11 protein-coding genes are annotated in these 15,818 nt (G+C 69.3%); 7 read left to right on the forward strand and 4 right to left on the reverse strand.

Translation table 11 applies throughout. The features are described from left to right. The first annotated feature begins 233 nt into the window (after positions 1-233). From HDA44_RS02505 to HDA44_RS02515, 3 genes are all read left to right on the forward strand, one after another. Positions 234-1,025 (forward strand): TrmH family RNA methyltransferase, encoded by a 792-nt coding sequence (locus HDA44_RS02505; RefSeq protein ID WP_184830957.1) that lies wholly within the window; start codon positions 234-236, stop codon positions 1,023-1,025. Positions 1,026-1,146: 121 nt separating this feature from the next. Further along, on the forward strand, positions 1,147-2,127 hold the full coding sequence (locus HDA44_RS02510) for an SGNH/GDSL hydrolase family protein (RefSeq protein ID WP_337905595.1): 981 nt from the start codon (positions 1,147-1,149) through the stop codon (positions 2,125-2,127). 3 nt (positions 2,128-2,130) lie between these two features. Continuing rightward, positions 2,131-2,463: an iron chaperone gene (locus tag HDA44_RS02515; protein ID WP_184830959.1), complete on the forward strand. Its 333-nt coding sequence runs from the start codon at positions 2,131-2,133 to the stop codon at positions 2,461-2,463. Between the two features lies 1 nt (position 2,464). Here the strand turns inward: HDA44_RS02515 and HDA44_RS02520 are convergent, their stop codons facing one another. Genes HDA44_RS02520 through HDA44_RS02530 form a run of 3 tightly spaced genes read right to left on the reverse strand, consistent with a single transcriptional unit; the run spans position 2,465 to position 8,048 of the window. Then, positions 2,465-3,388 carry a hypothetical protein gene (locus HDA44_RS02520; RefSeq protein ID WP_184830961.1) on the reverse strand — a complete coding sequence of 308 codons (924 nt, stop codon included), beginning with the start codon at positions 3,386-3,388 and terminating at the stop codon, positions 2,465-2,467. Positions 3,389-3,420: 32 nt separating this feature from the next. Continuing rightward, entirely contained in the window at positions 3,421-4,878 is a 1,458-nt protein-coding gene (locus HDA44_RS36595) for an SWIM zinc finger family protein (protein ID WP_337905596.1), read from the reverse strand. 26 nt (positions 4,879-4,904) lie between these two features. Then, positions 4,905-8,048 carry a DEAD/DEAH box helicase gene (locus HDA44_RS02530; RefSeq protein WP_184830963.1) on the reverse strand — a complete coding sequence of 1,048 codons (3,144 nt, stop codon included), beginning with the start codon at positions 8,046-8,048 and terminating at the stop codon, positions 4,905-4,907. 106 nt (positions 8,049-8,154) lie between these two features. On the opposite strand from HDA44_RS02530, the gene HDA44_RS02535 reads away from it, so the two are divergent. After that, positions 8,155-9,129 carry a zinc-binding dehydrogenase gene (locus HDA44_RS02535; protein ID WP_184830965.1) on the forward strand — a complete coding sequence of 325 codons (975 nt, stop codon included), beginning with the start codon at positions 8,155-8,157 and terminating at the stop codon, positions 9,127-9,129. On the opposite strand, the gene HDA44_RS02540 is transcribed toward HDA44_RS02535, so the two are convergent. After that, positions 9,119-10,465: a GGDEF domain-containing protein gene (locus tag HDA44_RS02540; protein ID WP_184830967.1), complete on the reverse strand. Its 1,347-nt coding sequence runs from the start codon at positions 10,463-10,465 to the stop codon at positions 9,119-9,121. The two genes, HDA44_RS02535 and HDA44_RS02540, sit on opposite strands and share 11 nt — an antisense overlap. A gap of 119 nt (positions 10,466-10,584) precedes the next feature. On the opposite strand from HDA44_RS02540, the gene HDA44_RS02545 reads away from it, so the two are divergent. From HDA44_RS02545 to HDA44_RS02555, 3 genes are all read left to right on the forward strand, one after another. Next, on the forward strand, positions 10,585-10,785 hold the full coding sequence (locus HDA44_RS02545) for a DEAD/DEAH box helicase (RefSeq protein ID WP_184830968.1): 201 nt from the start codon (positions 10,585-10,587) through the stop codon (positions 10,783-10,785). 872 nt (positions 10,786-11,657) lie between these two features. Next, on the forward strand, positions 11,658-14,291 hold the full coding sequence (locus tag HDA44_RS02550; protein ID WP_184830970.1) for an MXAN_6230/SCO0854 family RING domain-containing protein: 2,634 nt from the start codon (positions 11,658-11,660) through the stop codon (positions 14,289-14,291). 90 nt (positions 14,292-14,381) lie between these two features. Continuing rightward, positions 14,382-14,927 (forward strand): hypothetical protein, encoded by a 546-nt coding sequence (locus HDA44_RS02555; protein WP_184830972.1) that lies wholly within the window; start codon positions 14,382-14,384, stop codon positions 14,925-14,927. Positions 14,928-15,818 lie beyond the last annotated feature (891 nt).

Consider the following 15,818-nt stretch of genomic DNA (forward strand, 5'->3'; position numbering starts at 1 on the left):
AAACCCACCCGCCGGGTGCTTGTGGACGGCCGGGGTTGGTGGGGGCTGTGGAAAACCGGGTGACGGTGAGGAGTGGGGTGTTTAGCATCCGGAGGGTGATGAGAATCCTTGGTTGATGCGGTCGGGAAGGCCGCGTCTGTACCACGGCGCCCTGGTGGCGTCGCCCCGCCGGTGTGGGCCCTGTCGCAGGGTCCCCGGCGCGCTTGCTGATTCTCTCCGTACGGAGCCCGCACATGACTGTGCACCCTGTCGCGTCGATCGGCGCGCAACACCCCCGTGTCCGTGACCTGCTCAGCCTCCGCAAGGACGGTTCGCCCGGCCGGATCATGGTCGAAGGAGGCTGGGAGCACGACCGTCTGCTCACCACCACCGCGACCATCGAGGCCTTCTTCTGGTGCCCGGAGGCCGCCCCGGACGACATCGGCGCGATCGTCGACCGCGCGCTCGAGGTCTACCGCATCTCCGCGAAACTCCTCGCCCGCCTGTCCCGCAAAACCCGGTCCGACGGCCTGATCTCGATCGCCCGGCTACCGCAGTGGCGTCCGCAGGCGTTCCGGTTCTCCGCGGAGTCCATCGTCCTGGTCGCGGACGGCGTCGAGTACGCGGGCAACCTCGGCACCCTGATCCGTACCGCCGACGCCGCGAAGGTCGACTGCCTGATCCTGACCAGCCGCCGCGCCCGCCCGACCCACCCGGCCGTGTACTCGGCCAGCCGCGGCACCGTCCTCTCGACTCCGATCCTGGAGTTCGACGACATCCCGGCCGCCGCGGACTGGCTGCGTGGGCACCGGTTCCAGGTACATCTAGCTGATCCGGCAGCGACCGGCAGCTATCGAATCCCGCGGTACGACGGCCCGACCGCGTTCGTGGTCGGTTCGGAAGGCTCGGGGCTGTCGCGGGAATGGCATGCCGAAGGGTTCGGCGCGGTCTCGATCCCGATGCTCGGGCAGGCGGACTCGCTGAACGTGGCGCTGTCGGCCGGCATCCTGCTGTTCGAAGCGCGGGCTCGCAAGGACGGGTGGTGAGCGGCCAGGCAGAATGGCTCCGGCCGCATCAACCGGCCGCCTCGAACACCGCGCGAAACAGCCGCGCGAACCAGTCGGCGGCACCGGCCCGCGTGAAACCGTCCAGATGAAGGAGCAGCCCGTGCCGTTCGAGCCAGGCGAGGTCGTCGCCCCGTCCGATCCGCGCATTGTCCTCGAAGGCCAGTGGGGGCAGGAGCCGGGTGTCGCGGTCACGGTCAACTCCGGATCCCGGATCTCGTTCTCGTACGCGGGTCAGCGCGTGCAACTGCTCTTCGACACCGACGGTCTCAGCGTCGCACCGCACCTGTGGATAACGCTCGACGACGGCGAGCCCGAACTGCATATCATCGAGAAGCCGGTCGTCGAACTGTCCGCGCCCGACGGTCGGCACCAGGTCGAGGTCGTGGTGAAGGATGTGAACGAGCATGCCAACCGGTGGAACCCGCCGTTCGGGTGCGCGGTCGTGTTCGCCGGGCTGGTGCTCGATGCGAAGACACGGCTCCGGCTGAGCGGCCGGCCCGATGGTCCGCGGATCGAGTTCTACGGTGACTCGATCACCCAAGGCGTGCGCTCGCTCAGTACGCATTCGGAGTCCGAGGGCGCGGACGGCACGACCTCGTACGCGTACCTGACCGCGCGGGCCTTCGGCGCGACCTCGTACCAGGTCGGGTTCGGCAGCCAGGGGATCAGCAAGCCGGGGAACGGGGAGGTGCCGTCGGGGCTGGACTCGTTCGGCTGGAACTACGCCGGCTCGCGGGCGGACCGGGTCGAGCCGTCGGACGTGGTGGTCGTCAACCTCGGCGTGAACGATCCGACGCTGGACGTCGCGGAGTATGCGGGTTATGTACGGCGGGTGCGCGCGGCGTACCCGGCTGCGACGATCGTGTCGTTACCACCTTTCAACGGAAAACACGCCGAGACGATCCGGTCGGCGGTGCGGTCGCTCGACGATGCGAAGCTGGTATGCATCGACTCGACCGGCTGGATCACCGAGGACGACTGCACTGACCAGGTCCACCCGTCGGTCGCCGGACACGCGAAGATCGCCGCCCAGTTGATCCCTGAGCTGGAGAAGTACACCGAGTTACGTCGTCGGAGGTAACCCATGGAGACCGTGGACGAGTACATCCAGTCGTTCCCCGCGGAGGTGGGTGAGGTGCTGGAAAAGGTACGCCGCACGATCCACGCCGCCGTGCCAGGCGCCGGCGAGAAGATCAGCTACCAGATCCCGACGATCGTCCTGGACGACCGCCCACTCGTCCATTTCAGCGGCTGGAAGGCGCACGTCGCCCTCTACCCGATCCCACCCGTCGACGACGACCTGGCCGCCGCCATCGAGCCCTACCGCTCTGGCAAGGGCACCCTCAAGTTCCTGCTCAACAAGCCCATCCCGTACGACCTGATCACCCGGCTGGCCCACGCGTACGTCAACCGCTGACCTACTCGTACGCAGGCGCGATCGCCCGCGCGAGCGTCACGATCGGGATCGGACGCATCTCGTCGCCCGGCGTGGAACCGACCATCACGTACGCGCCGGAGCTCGTACGGAAGGCGAGCAGGCCATCGTCCTGCTGCCACCCCTCGGCGCCGACACTGACTTTGTGCGCGGGCCGGAGCGCTCCGGTGCCCGCGGACTTGATTTCAACGAAGGCCATCGATGCGTCGGAACCGGCTGATCCTGAGCTGACCCACGCCGTACGGGCAGTTGAACCCCACTGGCACCAGAGGCGACCGTCGACCACGGCGTCGCGGCGAACAACGGCTTTGCCGCCGAGGATGTTTTCGGCAGCAGACGTACCCCGCTCGCACTCAGGCCTGGCAATCACCGCTGGCATCGACGAGAGACGGCCGGACAGGTCGTTGACAGTGCGCGCGACCAAGCGGAGGTCAGCCATCGTGCCGGCCCCGGCGTTCTCGATCCGCAGGCGGACCTGGTGGTTGGCGGTCCGAAAGACGAGCCAGGGCGCGGCGGCCGCCGGCTCGAGTGCCCAGGAGCCGGCTCCGGCACCGCCGTCGGTGACCTTGGCGACGTAGCCTCCCGATGCCGCCATTGACTCGTCGTGCTTGCGGTACGCGGCAGCCTGCTTGTCGGTGACAGGCAAGACCGACAGCGAGACCCGGATGCGGCGGGCGGGTTGTGCGGAGTCGACCAGCGAGCAGTTGTCCGAGAGAGGTGCGGCGGTGCTCGGCGCGCCGGATTCGGTGGTCCAGGTGCCGGGGAGGTGGGGGCGGACTTGGTCGCAGAGGTTGGCGGCGGGGGTTGGGGTTGGGGACGGTTTGGATTGTTGCGTGGTGGCCGGGTCGCAGGCGGGCAGGGCTAGTGCGAGGCCCGCGGTGGCGGCGAGTGTGATGATGCGGCGCATGGATGTCCCCCCAGGATGGCTCGGGGTGGAGCTTAGAGGAGGTCTTGGGGGTCGGCTGTGGGTGGGCGGGTGAGGGTCCAGTCGTTGAACTGCAGGTCGAAGCGGTACCAGAGGTTGTCTTTGCCCAGGCGGAGTTGGAGTTTGCCGGCGGTTACCCGGTTGGCTTGAGTGGTGGTTGGGCCGAAAGGCTGGAGGGCTTGCTCGGCTTCGGTCACCGCTTCGGGGGCTGCGTCGTGCGGGTCGTCGAGGGTGACGGTGAGGCCGCTGGGGCCGGCCTCGTGCCAGGCGGCGGCCCAGGTGGTCAGTTGGCGGGCGGAGATCCCGGCGCGGTGGGCGAGGTCGGCGAGGTCCGGTGTACCGAGTACATGAGATGCGCGGCGGGCGAGGTCCTGCTCGAAGGTCAGGTCGAGAGCGCCGTCCCCGTTACCGGACGCCAACTCCCAAGCCCGCTGAGCCGCGTCGGCAGCGAGCGCAACCAACTCCCGAACCTCGATCCCCGAACCTCGAGGCGGCTCCAACACCCGCACCGCCACCGGCGTCCCCGCCTTCCCCAACACCCGCCCCACGGCCGGAACCGCAACCCCACCGCGACCGCCGACCGCACCTGACGTGCGCGCATCACCTGCTGTGGGAGCATCACCACCGGCCTCACCTGAACCGCCCGCCCCACCCGAGCCGCCGGCCTCACCTGAGCTGGCTGAGTCACCTGAGCTGGCGGTCTCACCTGAACCGCCGGTCTCACCCGAGCTGGTGGCGTCACCTGAGCTGCCGGTCTCACTTGAGGCGGCGGCATCAACTGGTGCTAGGGCGTGGGTGGCGAAGGCAGCTAGGGCTGGGATGCCTCGGGGGCGGGGCGATGTGGGGAGGGTGGTGGTCGGGTGGGAGCGGCGGGTGCGGAGGGTGGTGAGGAGGTCTTGTTTGGAGCGGCCACGTAGGTGGAGCAGGGCGAAAGGGTCCTCGTCGAGGGCGTCGGCGATCAGGTAGCAGACGGCGGCGGAGTGTTTGCACGGGACGGCGAAATCAGGGCAAGTGCAATGAGTGTGTATCTCACCGGCACCGGGCAGCAGATCAAGACCAGTTGCGCGTACGTCATCCACCACCTCCGGCGGAAGCTCCCCGTCGAGCAGTGCGGCGACCCGGCCGATCTGGGTCGACACGATCTTCAGCACCGCATCCCACTCGGTCGTCGAGAACGCGCGGATGCGTACGGTCACCTGGTACGGCGTGCTGCGACTGCCCTGCACGATCGCCTGTACTTCGCCAGCCGCAACAGTCAGCTCCAGCACACTGCCCCGGCGCGCGTACGAGCGCCCGCGCGACAGCCGACCCGGGTCCAGCCGAGCCCGCTGCTCCAGCGCGTCCAGCCACGCACGACCCCACCAGGTCGCACCGAACGTACGCCGACTGCCAGGCCCTTTCGCCGCAGGCAGCCCGGCGTCCTCACCCTTCCGCCGCCAGCCTTGCCAGGGCGTACGCTCCTCGTCAGCCACCTGGCCCACCACCAGCTCCACGAACCTCAATCACCCGGCTCACCGCCAGATTTGCCAACGCTGGACGGGTTGTACGCGCTCGCCGAGCCCGACTTCGCCGGTGTGGTGGACAACTCGACCAACTCGGTCAGCTCGGTGTCGGACAATTCGCTCAGCCAGGATTCGCCAGATCCGACGACAGCATCGGCCAGGTCCCGTTTCGCGTTGATGACTGTCGCGATCCGGTCCTCCAGCGTGTTCTCGGTGACCAACCTGTGTACCTGGACCGGCCGGTCCTGCCCGATGCGGTACGCGCGGTCCGTCGCCTGATCTTCGACGGCAGGGTTCCACCAGCGGTCGTAATGCACGACATGCGTCGCGCGCGTCAGCGTCAGCCCGACACCGCCGGCCTTCAACGACAGCAGGAACACCTGCGCGGCGCCGGATTGGAACTGCTCGACCAGGTCCTCCCGTTTCCGCACGCCGATGCCGCCGTGCAGGAACAGCGTACGCACCTGCCGCGCCGCGAGATGCGCTTCGATCAGCCGGCACATCTCCACGTACTGGCTGAAGATCAGCACCGACTCGCCCTCCGCCAGGATCACGTCCAGCAGTTCGTCGAGCGCGGCGAGTTTGCCGGACCGCCGCTCGAGCGGACCCTTCTCGTGCAGGAACTGGGCCGGATGGTTGCACACCTGTTTCAGCTGCGTCAGCAGGCTCAGCACCAGCCCGCGACGCTCGATACCTTCCGCCGATTCGATCTTGGCGAGCGTCTCCTTCGCGACGGCCTGGTACAGCGTGGCCTGCTCGGTGGTCAGCGGTACGACGACATCGTGCTCGGACTTCCGCGGCAGCTCCGGCGCGATCCCGGGGTCGCTCTTCTTCCGGCGCAACAGGAACGGCCGCGTCACCCGGCCGAGCCGAGCCGTCGCCTCCTCGTCGTGGAAGCGTTCGACCGGCACGGCGACGTCCTGGCGGAACCGGTCGAGGGTGCCGAGCAGGCCGGGTGCTGACCAGTCCAGGATCGACCAGAGCTCGGACAGCCGGTTCTCCACCGGCGTACCGGTCAGGGCGATCCTGGTTGCTGACGGCAACGTTCTCAAGGCGCGTGCGGTCCGTGACAGCGGGTTCTTCGCGTGCTGCGCTTCGTCCGCGACGGCGAGGCCCCAGCTGATTTCACCGAGGACGCGGTGATCCTGGCGCACCACGCCGTACGTCGTGAGCACCACCTCGTCCGGTTCCAGCTCGCTGAGACTCCTGCCGGAGCCGTGGTAGCGGCGGGTCGGGACGTCCGGGGCGAACCGGGCGAACTCGCGCTCCCAGGTGCCGAGCAGGGTCGACGGGCAGACAACAAGAGTCGGGCCGCGGCGGTTGAGGTGCAGGTGCAGGGCGATCACCTGAATGGTCTTGCCCAGACCCATGTCGTCGGCCAGGCAACCGCCGAGGCCGAGGTCGGCGAGTTGTGCCATCCACGCGACGCCGCGGCGCTGATAGTCGCGGAGGGTCGCGCGAAGGCCGGCCGGGTCGGTGAACGGAGGCGTCTCCTCGGCGGTACGCAGCCGGGTGAGCATCGCCGCGAGCGAACCGCCCGCGTCGAACGGAACCAGCTCGCCGTCGACGTCGATCGTTCCGGTGAGGGCGGCGCCGAGCGCTTCGGCGCCGGTCAACCGGCGCGTGGAACCGTCGCGCAGTTTGCGGACGAGGTCCTGGTCGACCCGAATCCAGCGGCCGCGCATCCGGATCATCGGGCGTTTGGCCTCGGCCAGGGCGGAGATCTCGGCCTCGGTCAGCTCCTCGCCGTCGACAGTGGGCCGCCAGCGGAACGCGACCAGCTCATGGAGGCTGAAGTCGGGGCCGGTGACGGCGCCTGGAGTTGGGGTTGCGACGGTGCCGCGGATCGCCAGCTCGCCCGCGAAGAGCTCGGTCGGCCAGAGCACTTCGATGCCGGCGCCCTCCAGCGCGGCGCTGCCCTCGGCGAGTTCTTCGAGGGCGGTGTCGTCGATGGTGATGTGCTCCGGCGCCGCGTCGGTGAGTGCGGCGCCGAGCGGCGGCCAGACGCGGGCGCCGCGGCGGAGAGCGAGTAGCAGGTCGGTCTCCGCGCGTTCGCCGAGGGCCGAGAGCACGGCGGACGGCGCGTTCCAGAGCTCGGCGACATCGATCAGCAAACTCGGATCCACCCCACTCCGAAGCTGCAACACGGCCCGGAACTCCGTGGGGTGCAGGTCCATGTGAGGCGCCGCCGTGGTGTCCGGGTCCGCGCGAGGCGCCGCGGCGGGGTGCAGGTCGACGTGAGGCGCCGCGGCGGGGTGCAGGTCCGCGTGCAGGTCCGCGGCGGGGTGCTTGTTTTTGTGAGTGGTGTCGGCCGAGCTGGGGTGCTCTGGGGTGAGCTCGTCTGAGGTGGTGGGGGGTTCTATGCGGAGGACGAGGTGGGTGCCGGCTTGTTCGGTGAGGGTGGTTTCGTCCAGCCAGGCGGTGGGGCCTTCGATGGGAGTCGGGCTGGTTGCGGCGAAAGGGGCTGCGCTCGGGTGGGTGGTCAGCGCGGCGGCAGGGGTGCGTACGAGGGTGTCGGCGAGCGCGTCCCAGAAGGCGCGGATCAGCTCCTCGGGCTCGACGACGCGGAGTGGGTCGGTGCCTTCGATCGGGACCGCATAGGCGTACGGCGGCATCGCGGCGCTGAGGTTTCGAAGCCAAGCAAGATCGAGCGGCTCGAGCGGTGCAACTCGCCAGGCGCCGTACCCGGCGGGGCTGTGGTCGGGCACCAACCGTCCACGCCCGATCAACCCCAGCCCAGCAAGCCCAGCCGCCCGCCACGCCTGCCAACTGACCGACCCCGCCCAACCCTCTGACGCCGCCCAACCCTCTGACGCCGCCCAACCCTCCGACGCCGCCGGATCGCGCGATGCGGCCGGACCGCCCAGCGCCTCCGGATCCCTCAATCCCGTCGGATCGCCCAATCCCGTCGGATCGCGCAGTGCCGCTGGATCGCGCAATGCCGGCGAACTGGTCAGACGGGTGAGGAGGGTGGGGATGTCGATCAGGTGCGCGGGGACGGTGGTTTGGTGGACGGTGGTGGTTTGGGGCAGGGCCAGGGTGGCGGTGCCGTTTGGGGGCACGGCCGCGGTCAGGTCGCCGTACAGCGCCAGGCGGCCCGCGCGTGGCGGGTCGGCGGGGATGAAGACGGCGTTCAGCATGTCCGCACAGTACGCGGGCGCGCCGACAACTTCTGAACCTTGACCTCAACAAAAGTTGAGGTAGCAGGCTCGGTACTACTGAAAGTCGAATACTGGAGAGGCAGTCATGCGTGCAGCAGTAGTGACCGAGTTCGGCGGTCCGGACGTGATCGAGACCCGTGAGCTTCCGGACCCGGTGCCCGCCGCCGGACAGGTGCTGGTGGAAGTCGGGTACGCCGATGTGATCTTCGTCGAGACCGCGATCCGCCGCGGGGAGCACGGCAAGTTCTTCGACGTCCAGCCACCGTACGTTCCCGGTGGCGCGCTGGGTGGCACGGTCCGCGCGGTCGGCCCGGACGTACCGGCGGACTGGATCGGAAAGACCGTCGTCGGCCGCGCTATCGGGTTCGGGGCGCAGGCCGAGTTGGCGCTGACGACGACCGATCTGGTCGAGGTACCGCCCGAGTTGGACCTCCAGACCGCGCTCGCGGTGTACGGCGACGGTTTCACGGCCCTCATGCTCGAACAGCTCGCCCCGCCGATGGCCGGCCAGGACGTACTAGTGACAGCGTCTGCCGGCGGCATGGGCCTACTACTGATCCAACTGGCCCACCAAGCCGGTGCGCAGGTGATCGCGGCCGCCCGGGGCGACGAGAAGCTGGAGCTGAGTCGTACGCAGGGTGCGGACGTACTTGTCGACTACAGCCGCCCAGGCTGGGAGAAGGACGTACTAGAGGCGACCGGCAACCGGGGCGCCGGCATCGTGTTCGACGGCGCTGGTGGCGAACTTGGCGCGGCCGCGTTCCGGGCCGCCGCGGACGGCGGATGGATGTCAGCGCATGGTGCTCCGAGTGGTGGTTTCGCCGCCATCGACCCGGACGAAGCGGTACGCCGTGGCATCACCGTCAAGGGGATCATGGACCTGCGCGCCGACAGTACGACCACAACGGTCACCGGCGCTGATGTCATCGCCCGAGCAGCAGCCGGCGACCTGAAGCCGGTAGTCGACCAGGTATACGACTTGGAGCACGTGGCTGACGCGCACCGCGCACTAGAGGGTCGCACCCTCCGCGGCAAGGCCCTGATCAGAGTCAGTCGCTGACGGACCGGTCCGAGTCTTCGGACTCCGGCTGTTCCGCAGTGGCCGGGTGCGGCCGGGCAGCGACGATCTGGTTGCGCCCGGCCCGCTTGGCAGTCAGCAGCGCGTCGTCGGCCGCCAGCACCAGCTGGTCCATCGTCGTGGCCACCTCTGGGTAGATGGCCGCGCCAAACGAGGCCGGTACGCCGTTGATGACTGCCATGCCCCGACCGGTCGTACTGACCGACAGACTGAGGCTCACCAGCCGCTCGCGGATGCGGTCCGCGATCTCCAGCACCTCTGGCTCGGACGCACCCGGCAGTAGCACCGCCAGCTCGTCTCCACCGACCCGCGCGACTAGATCGCCGTTCCGGACCTCGGCGCGGATCGCCTGTCCCACTGCACGCAGTGCCTGGTCACCAGCCGGGTGCCCGTACGTGTCGTTGATCTCCTTGAACCTGTCGAGGTCCAGCAACAGCAGACCGACAGTACTGCGCAGCGTGTCCGCACGAGCGAGTTCGGCGGGCACTGCGCTCGCCCAGTACGAGGACGTGGCCAGACCGGTCTTCGCGTCAGTACCGGCTGCACGCTGGTACTGCGGGAGCAGCAGATCCCGGTGCAGCGCGAGCACCGTCACCATCAGCACCGGAACGACCCACGGGTACGACGACTGGATCGCAGCGATCGCCACGCCCAGCCCAAGCCCTGCACACACCACAAGCTGGTCGGACAGCTCACCGAGCGCCTGGCGCGCAGTGGCCTCCGGACTCGACAGCAGGATCGCACCGATCACCAGCGCGTAGTTCACCAGCCACCAGGTCGCAGCAGCGGCTACGACCACCAGCAGCGACCAGAAGCCGGTAGGCACCCGCGGAGCGCCCAGCAGGCCCCCAGCGCGCAGTACGGCAGCGGCTGCCGCGCTGGCCAGGATGTACGTCGACGCGGAGAACACCTTCCGGTGCGCGACGGTCCGCCCGTACACGCGGAACCAGGAGTAGCAGTACGACAGGACGATCAGCGGGACGACCAGGGACAGCGGGAGCAGGAGCAGCGCCGCGAACGTCCACAGGCACTTCAGATTGGTGTGCGGGGAAGTATTGGCCGCCATCTCGCGTCGGCGCTCGATGCTGCGGGCAGACTCCAGATGCAGCGTCGACGTCGCGGCAAGCACCACGAAGGCCACCCACTCCGCGTGCCGGACCCCGGGATGCGGGCCGCTCACCGTACTGCGAACGGCGAGGGCGGTGATCGTGACCGCGATCACATCGATCGCGAGCACATAAGCCAATGCTGTTCTCGGCAACGACCAGAGCTTCCATTGCCGGGGTGGCAACCAGTTGCTCCGACCGATCAGAATCATCAGCAGCCCTCACACGGTCGATCCGAGCGGTTTATGCGTTCATCGTAACTGGACGTTCACGTCAGGTCACTCCGAAGTTCAGGGCATTCCACCAGTTGGTCATCAGAAGGGTCGAAATCATGCAGAACACCATGCGCATCGCCAGCACCGGCAACGACTGGTTCACCGGCGGCGGAAACGACTGGCTGACTGGGGGAAACGACTGGTTCACCGGCCGCTCCGCCCGGCGCGGCGGCGGTAACGACTGGTTCACCGGGAGTGGCAACGACTGGTTCGTAGCTGGTGGTAACGATTGGTTCGCCGGCGGCAACGACTGGTAACCCCGGGTAATTCTTTACCCGTTTCTTACATTTCACCGCAATCGTCACGGATTGAATCCGGACGGTACGGAATTCCGTCAGTTGCACTGTACCTGGAATTGTCACGGCCCGCGCCGGGCACAATGCGTACACTGCCGCCTGCCGAGGGTGATCGACCCGGCCGCGGCGGCGGCGCATCAGTGCCAGCTCCGGACCGAATCGAGGACCCGGTGAGGCGCCGTTTGGGTGCACGTTCTACTCTGGAGATCTCCGGTAGCGGGGTCTGGGCGGGGCGGCCCCGACCCCGCTACCGGAGCTCTTCTTTCCGGCCCCGGGCCGGCGCCCTGAGCCGGAAGCTCGGCGACTCAGGACCACGCTGGCCCGGCTCGCCGGACCGTCGCCGCTCGCCGGGCACAGCCGACGTACAGGCGATGCGCTGCCACCGCAGGTCCCGGAGCTGACGTGGATGGCGAAAGCAGCCTGAAGGCGCACTGGCACTCGTAGACGTTGTGACCTCCCGGCCGGCCGATGACCCCCTCGAGTTTCTGGAGGCAGGTCGAAGCGCAACTTCAGGGAGAGACCTGGGAAACGCGGCAAACCACAGTCATCGCCGTGAAGGGTGTCCTATGGATACTGCCTGCCGTGCTGGCCGCCCTGTCCGTCCGAGAGTTGCGCCGACCAATCAACGAAGCGCCTGAGCCATCCTCCGGCCCGTGAACCCTCGGTCCGCACCCGGAGCGGTGCCTGCCGATCCGAAACTGTCGGTGGCCGCCGGTAGCGTTCTTGGTGCCAGGGGCGGCTCCTGGACGTGCTTCCTTCTCCTTCACCAGGCCAAGTAGCGCGTCCGCTCTCCGCCCCTGGCGCTGTCCGCACTGCCCACCGGGGGAGCCGCCATGCCTGCCGCAGCTGATGCACCGGATGCGCCTGACGCACCGGACAACCGGCACGCTCGCGCCAGGCCGGGAGCCGTCACTCCGCTGACGGCCGTCCTGCTGCGCCGCCGCAACCTCGTCGACGCCGCCGCGCTCACCCCACCGGTCCGGCGCTCGGCCTGGCACTGGCTGCGCCGCCCGCTGACGATCCAGGCCGGCCTGTCGGCGCTACAGGCCGACCTGATCCAGCGCGGCTACCTACTCTCGGTCGACCTCTACCGGCACTGCAGTGCGCTCTCCGCACCCGCGCTAGCCGGCTTCGGCGTCGCGCTGCTCGACCTACTCGACGCTGAGTCCGGGTTCGACACTGAGCACACTCCACTGTTCCGTGACTTCCCGGAGTCCGTCCCTGGCAACACCGAGACCTTCTACATCAACAGAGTGTTCGCCCGGCTCCTCCAGGAGTCAGACCAGCCCTGTGTCTTGTGCGGTGACACCAGAACGGTCCATCCGGTTGCACCGTGCGCCCACCTGGTCTGCCGTACCTGCTGGGATGGCGCCGACCTGAGCGCCTGCCCGCTGTGCCTGCGCCGGATCGACCCAAACGACCCGTTCCTGCAGCCGTCCGCCGAGGCGGAGCAGCCAACGCACGTCCGTTCGGACCGCCTCCGGCTGCTGTCCCTGGCAACGCGCGACTCCGCCCGGCAAACCGCCGAGGCGCTCCTGCAGCGCCGCGCGCCACTCTCCGCGTCCGACCGCACCGACCTACTCACCCTGCTCGACGGAGCAGACTCGTCCTGGTTGCCCGCCGACATTCCCGTACGCGAAACCCGCGCGCTGGTGCTGGCCCGGTTCCTGCCGGACGATCCGGAGCTGATCGACCGTACGGATACCGCTACCGATGTTCTTCGCCTGATCCACGCGCTGATGGACGCCGACCCGGGCCTACGTACGCCACCAGCCCGCCGGAAGTCACTGCCACGCGCGACCCGGCGACTGCTCCTCCAGCGACTGGATCGGATGCCGGCCGAAACCCTGATCGAGGACCTGCTGCGGCACGAGCGGGCCTGGAAGCGGATCGCGGAGAACCTGCATCCTTTCGAGTTCGCCGCCCGGTTCCCGGTCGCCGCGCTGGCCTTCGCGATCCTGCGCCGCACGGATCTGGAGCTGAGTACGCCGGCCGGACGCGCGATAGCGGCCGAGGCGTCGCGGCACCCGTTCGTACGCCTCGCGGATGGTCGGTTGGTGATGACAACCTTCGCCGCGCGGGTGGAGAGTGCGTTCGCGCGGGACCGGCCCGATCAGGCGCTCGATCTGCTTCGCCAACGTCCGGGCGAGCTCGTACGCCGCCTGGTGCACTTGGCGCGCACGCTTCCACCGGAGCACCACGCGCTGCTCGTGGAGGCGCTGACGACCGCCGCGTCGGACGTGTCGCCGGCCGTGCTGACCGCGGCGCTCGGCCAGGTGCGTACGCCACCGGGCGACCTGCGCTTGTTCTTCCCACGCGGCGCGACCGCCCGCGTCTGGACCGCGGTCGACGAACGTGAACCGATCCCGTCCGGGCTCGCGTCGGCGCTGTCCGGCGTACTCACCGGCGAAATGTTGCGCCGGGCAACGGATCTTCCGCGGTGGCGCCGCGCGTTCCTGGACGAGGAACTGACCCGCCTGGCCGCGCCCGCCTCGGAGCGAACCGCGTCGTCGAGCCTGCTGCGGATGACGCGGGGGAGCGCGGTGCCGATCCCGCAGGACGAGATGTTGCGGCTGTTCCTGCATTGGGTCGAGCCGAGCGGCCGGCGGATCGACCTGGACCTGTCGGTAGCGGTGTTCGATGACGAATGGGGTTTCGTCGGCCTCTGCGACTACACCCGGCTGCGGTTCGACGAGGATGCGCTGGTGCACTCCGGCGACCTGACCTCGGCGCCCGCGCCGGGCGGCGGCTCGACCGAGTTCGTGGATCTCGACCTCCGCGCGCTACGGCGGGTCGGCGGCCGGTACGTACTGCCGGTCGTGTTCAGCTACAACGACGTCCCGTTCGACGTACTCGAGCGCGGGTTCGTCGGAGTGATGCGGCAACCGGACGGGCTGTTCGACCCGGCCGCGGTCGACGAGCGGTTCGACCTGTCGGGTCCGGCGAAGATCCTGATGCCGTTCGGTGTCGACCTGCGGACCAAGGAGCTCCGCTGGTACGACGTCAACCTCGGCGCGGCCGGGTACGGCCACAACATCGCCCGGTACGGCGGCCGGCTCGGACTGATGTCCGCGACGCTGGAGGAGGTGTACGGCTCGGGCGATCGGGTCAGCCTGTGGGAAATCTGCTGCTGGCACGCCGCCGCCCGGACCGACGAGATCGCGGTTCGCTGTGCCGACGGTTCGGTGGTCGGCTACCTCCGGGACGTGGCCGAGGACGTCGCGGCGTTCGCGCGCCGGGTGACGGCTCGGCTGGAGCCGGACCGCGCGTGGGACGAGGACGCGGCGAGCCGGTCCGACTTCGTCGCGGTGCTGACCGGCGACGTGACGCCGCGGCCGGGGACCGAGGTGTTCGCGCTGCACCCGCGGTTGCTCGACCGGGGCAGCGTGGCGCTGGTCGACGCGCCGCAGCTGCTGGCCGGGCTGGCGCCTGACACCCGCGCCCGGGCGAGTCTGGGAGCCTCCTGAGAGGAGTTTGACAATTCCGTGACACACGCGGGGCCGGTTTTGGCGCACCCGGGTCCAGGAGTACAACGGAATTGGCGAAGGGAGCCACGAATGACGTACGACGTGGTGGTGCTCATCGAGCGGGAGATGAGCGAGGGCGACGCGCGCCGCGTTGCCGCCCTGCACGCAAGGTACGAGGACGCCGTCGAGTACCACCTGCTGGTCTCCAGTCATCCGGAGATCGGGTTCGGTGGGCCGATGGCGTTGCTGGGTTCGACGTTCGCGGACGTTGCCGGGATGACCGGTTCGGCGACCGTGATCGGCTCGGCGACAGTTCCGTCGGCGCGGGTCATCCCGCCGGCACCGACCCGTACACCGGTGGCCACCCTCGCGGACCCGGCCGTCGATCTCGGCTCGGTGATCGAGCACAGCTCCCGCCGGCTCCGGGCCGCGAGCCGCGACCCGGTGCACGTGTCCATCACCCACGGCGAGGTGCTGCTGGCACTGATGCAGATGGTGAAGACGACCGGCAGCCACGAGGTGGTCGTGGTCGCCTGGCCCGAGACCGCGGCCAGCTTCCTGTGCTCCGACTGGAGCACCAAGGCCAGGAAGCTGCTGAAGGTCTCCCGAGTCCGGATCCTCGAGCACGACACCTGAGGACCCGTACCGGACGGCAGGAAGCAGTTTCGCCTCGGAGCGGGCGGGCTCCTGACGGCGAAGGCGCGCACCGCCAACCGCCTCCTGCCGCCCGGCACCGGCCCACCAAGCACCGGTCGACCACGCACCGGGTCCGCCACGCACCGGGTCCGCCACGCACCGGGTCCGCCACGCACCGGGTCCGCCACGCACCTGGTCCGCCACGTACGAGGCCAGCACGCACGGATCCGGCACCCACCGGTCCACGCAGTGGTCCAGCACTCGCTGGTTCACCACGCACCGGGCCAGCAACACCGGTTCAGCGCCCAGCCTGTGCAGCACTCATCAGGGCGACACCGGCTGGGGGCGGCGTGCGCCTCGCGGCAGCCGCGGTGGAGCACTAGCGGAGGCAGCGCTCACCGGGCTCCATCCACTCGGAACACCGGCGCACGTACCCGCCGGAGCAGCACCAACCGCGCCGGCGCCTCCAACCGCCCGTGCCCCGGCCTCTAACTGCCCGTGCCGCGGCCTCTAACTGCCCGTGCCCCGGCCTCCAACTGCCCGAGCCCGCACAGGCCCCAACCGTCCGCGAGCCGCGCCCGCGCGGACCCCGACCGCCTGCGTGCCGCGACCACCTGCGCGCCGACGGCACGCGTGCGCCCCGACCGCTTGCGTGCCGTTTCAGGCGTTCACCTCTCAGATGCACCCTTCGCGGCCCGCATGCGGTCGGTGAACAGGCATCGCGGGACGTTAACCTCTCAAATGGACCTGGGGCGGCGTGCGTGGCGTGCGTGGCGTGCGCGGCGTGCTCGGTGAGCTGGACCAGTTCGCGTACGACGGCGAGTGCGCGTACGTTGCCGCGGAGCATCCAGCGGGCGGCACTCGTCGCGCCGCGCGTGGCGGGCCAGGGGT

The sequence above is a fragment of the Kribbella solani genome (genome assembly GCF_014205295.1).
In the GTDB taxonomy this organism is placed as follows: domain Bacteria; phylum Actinomycetota; class Actinomycetes; order Propionibacteriales; family Kribbellaceae; genus Kribbella; species Kribbella solani.

Bases quoted from the DNA above. Each gene is read 5' to 3' on its own strand.
- HDA44_RS02505 (WP_184830957.1), top strand. From the start codon at position 234: ATGACTGTGCACCCTGTCGCGTCGATCGGCGCGCAACACCCCCGTGTC.
- HDA44_RS02515 (WP_184830959.1), top strand. From the start codon at position 2,131: ATGGAGACCGTGGACGAGTACATCCAGTCGTTCCCCGCGGAGGTGGGT.
- HDA44_RS02520 (WP_184830961.1), bottom strand. From the start codon at position 3,388: ATGCGCCGCATCATCACACTCGCCGCCACCGCGGGCCTCGCACTAGCC.
- HDA44_RS02530 (WP_184830963.1), bottom strand. From the start codon at position 8,048: ATGCTGAACGCCGTCTTCATCCCCGCCGACCCGCCACGCGCGGGCCGC.
- HDA44_RS02535 (WP_184830965.1), top strand. From the start codon at position 8,155: ATGCGTGCAGCAGTAGTGACCGAGTTCGGCGGTCCGGACGTGATCGAG.
- HDA44_RS02540 (WP_184830967.1), bottom strand. From the start codon at position 10,465: ATGATTCTGATCGGTCGGAGCAACTGGTTGCCACCCCGGCAATGGAAG.
- HDA44_RS02545 (WP_184830968.1), top strand. From the start codon at position 10,585: ATGCAGAACACCATGCGCATCGCCAGCACCGGCAACGACTGGTTCACC.
- HDA44_RS02550 (WP_184830970.1), top strand. From the start codon at position 11,658: ATGCCTGCCGCAGCTGATGCACCGGATGCGCCTGACGCACCGGACAAC.
- HDA44_RS02555 (WP_184830972.1), top strand. From the start codon at position 14,382: ATGACGTACGACGTGGTGGTGCTCATCGAGCGGGAGATGAGCGAGGGC.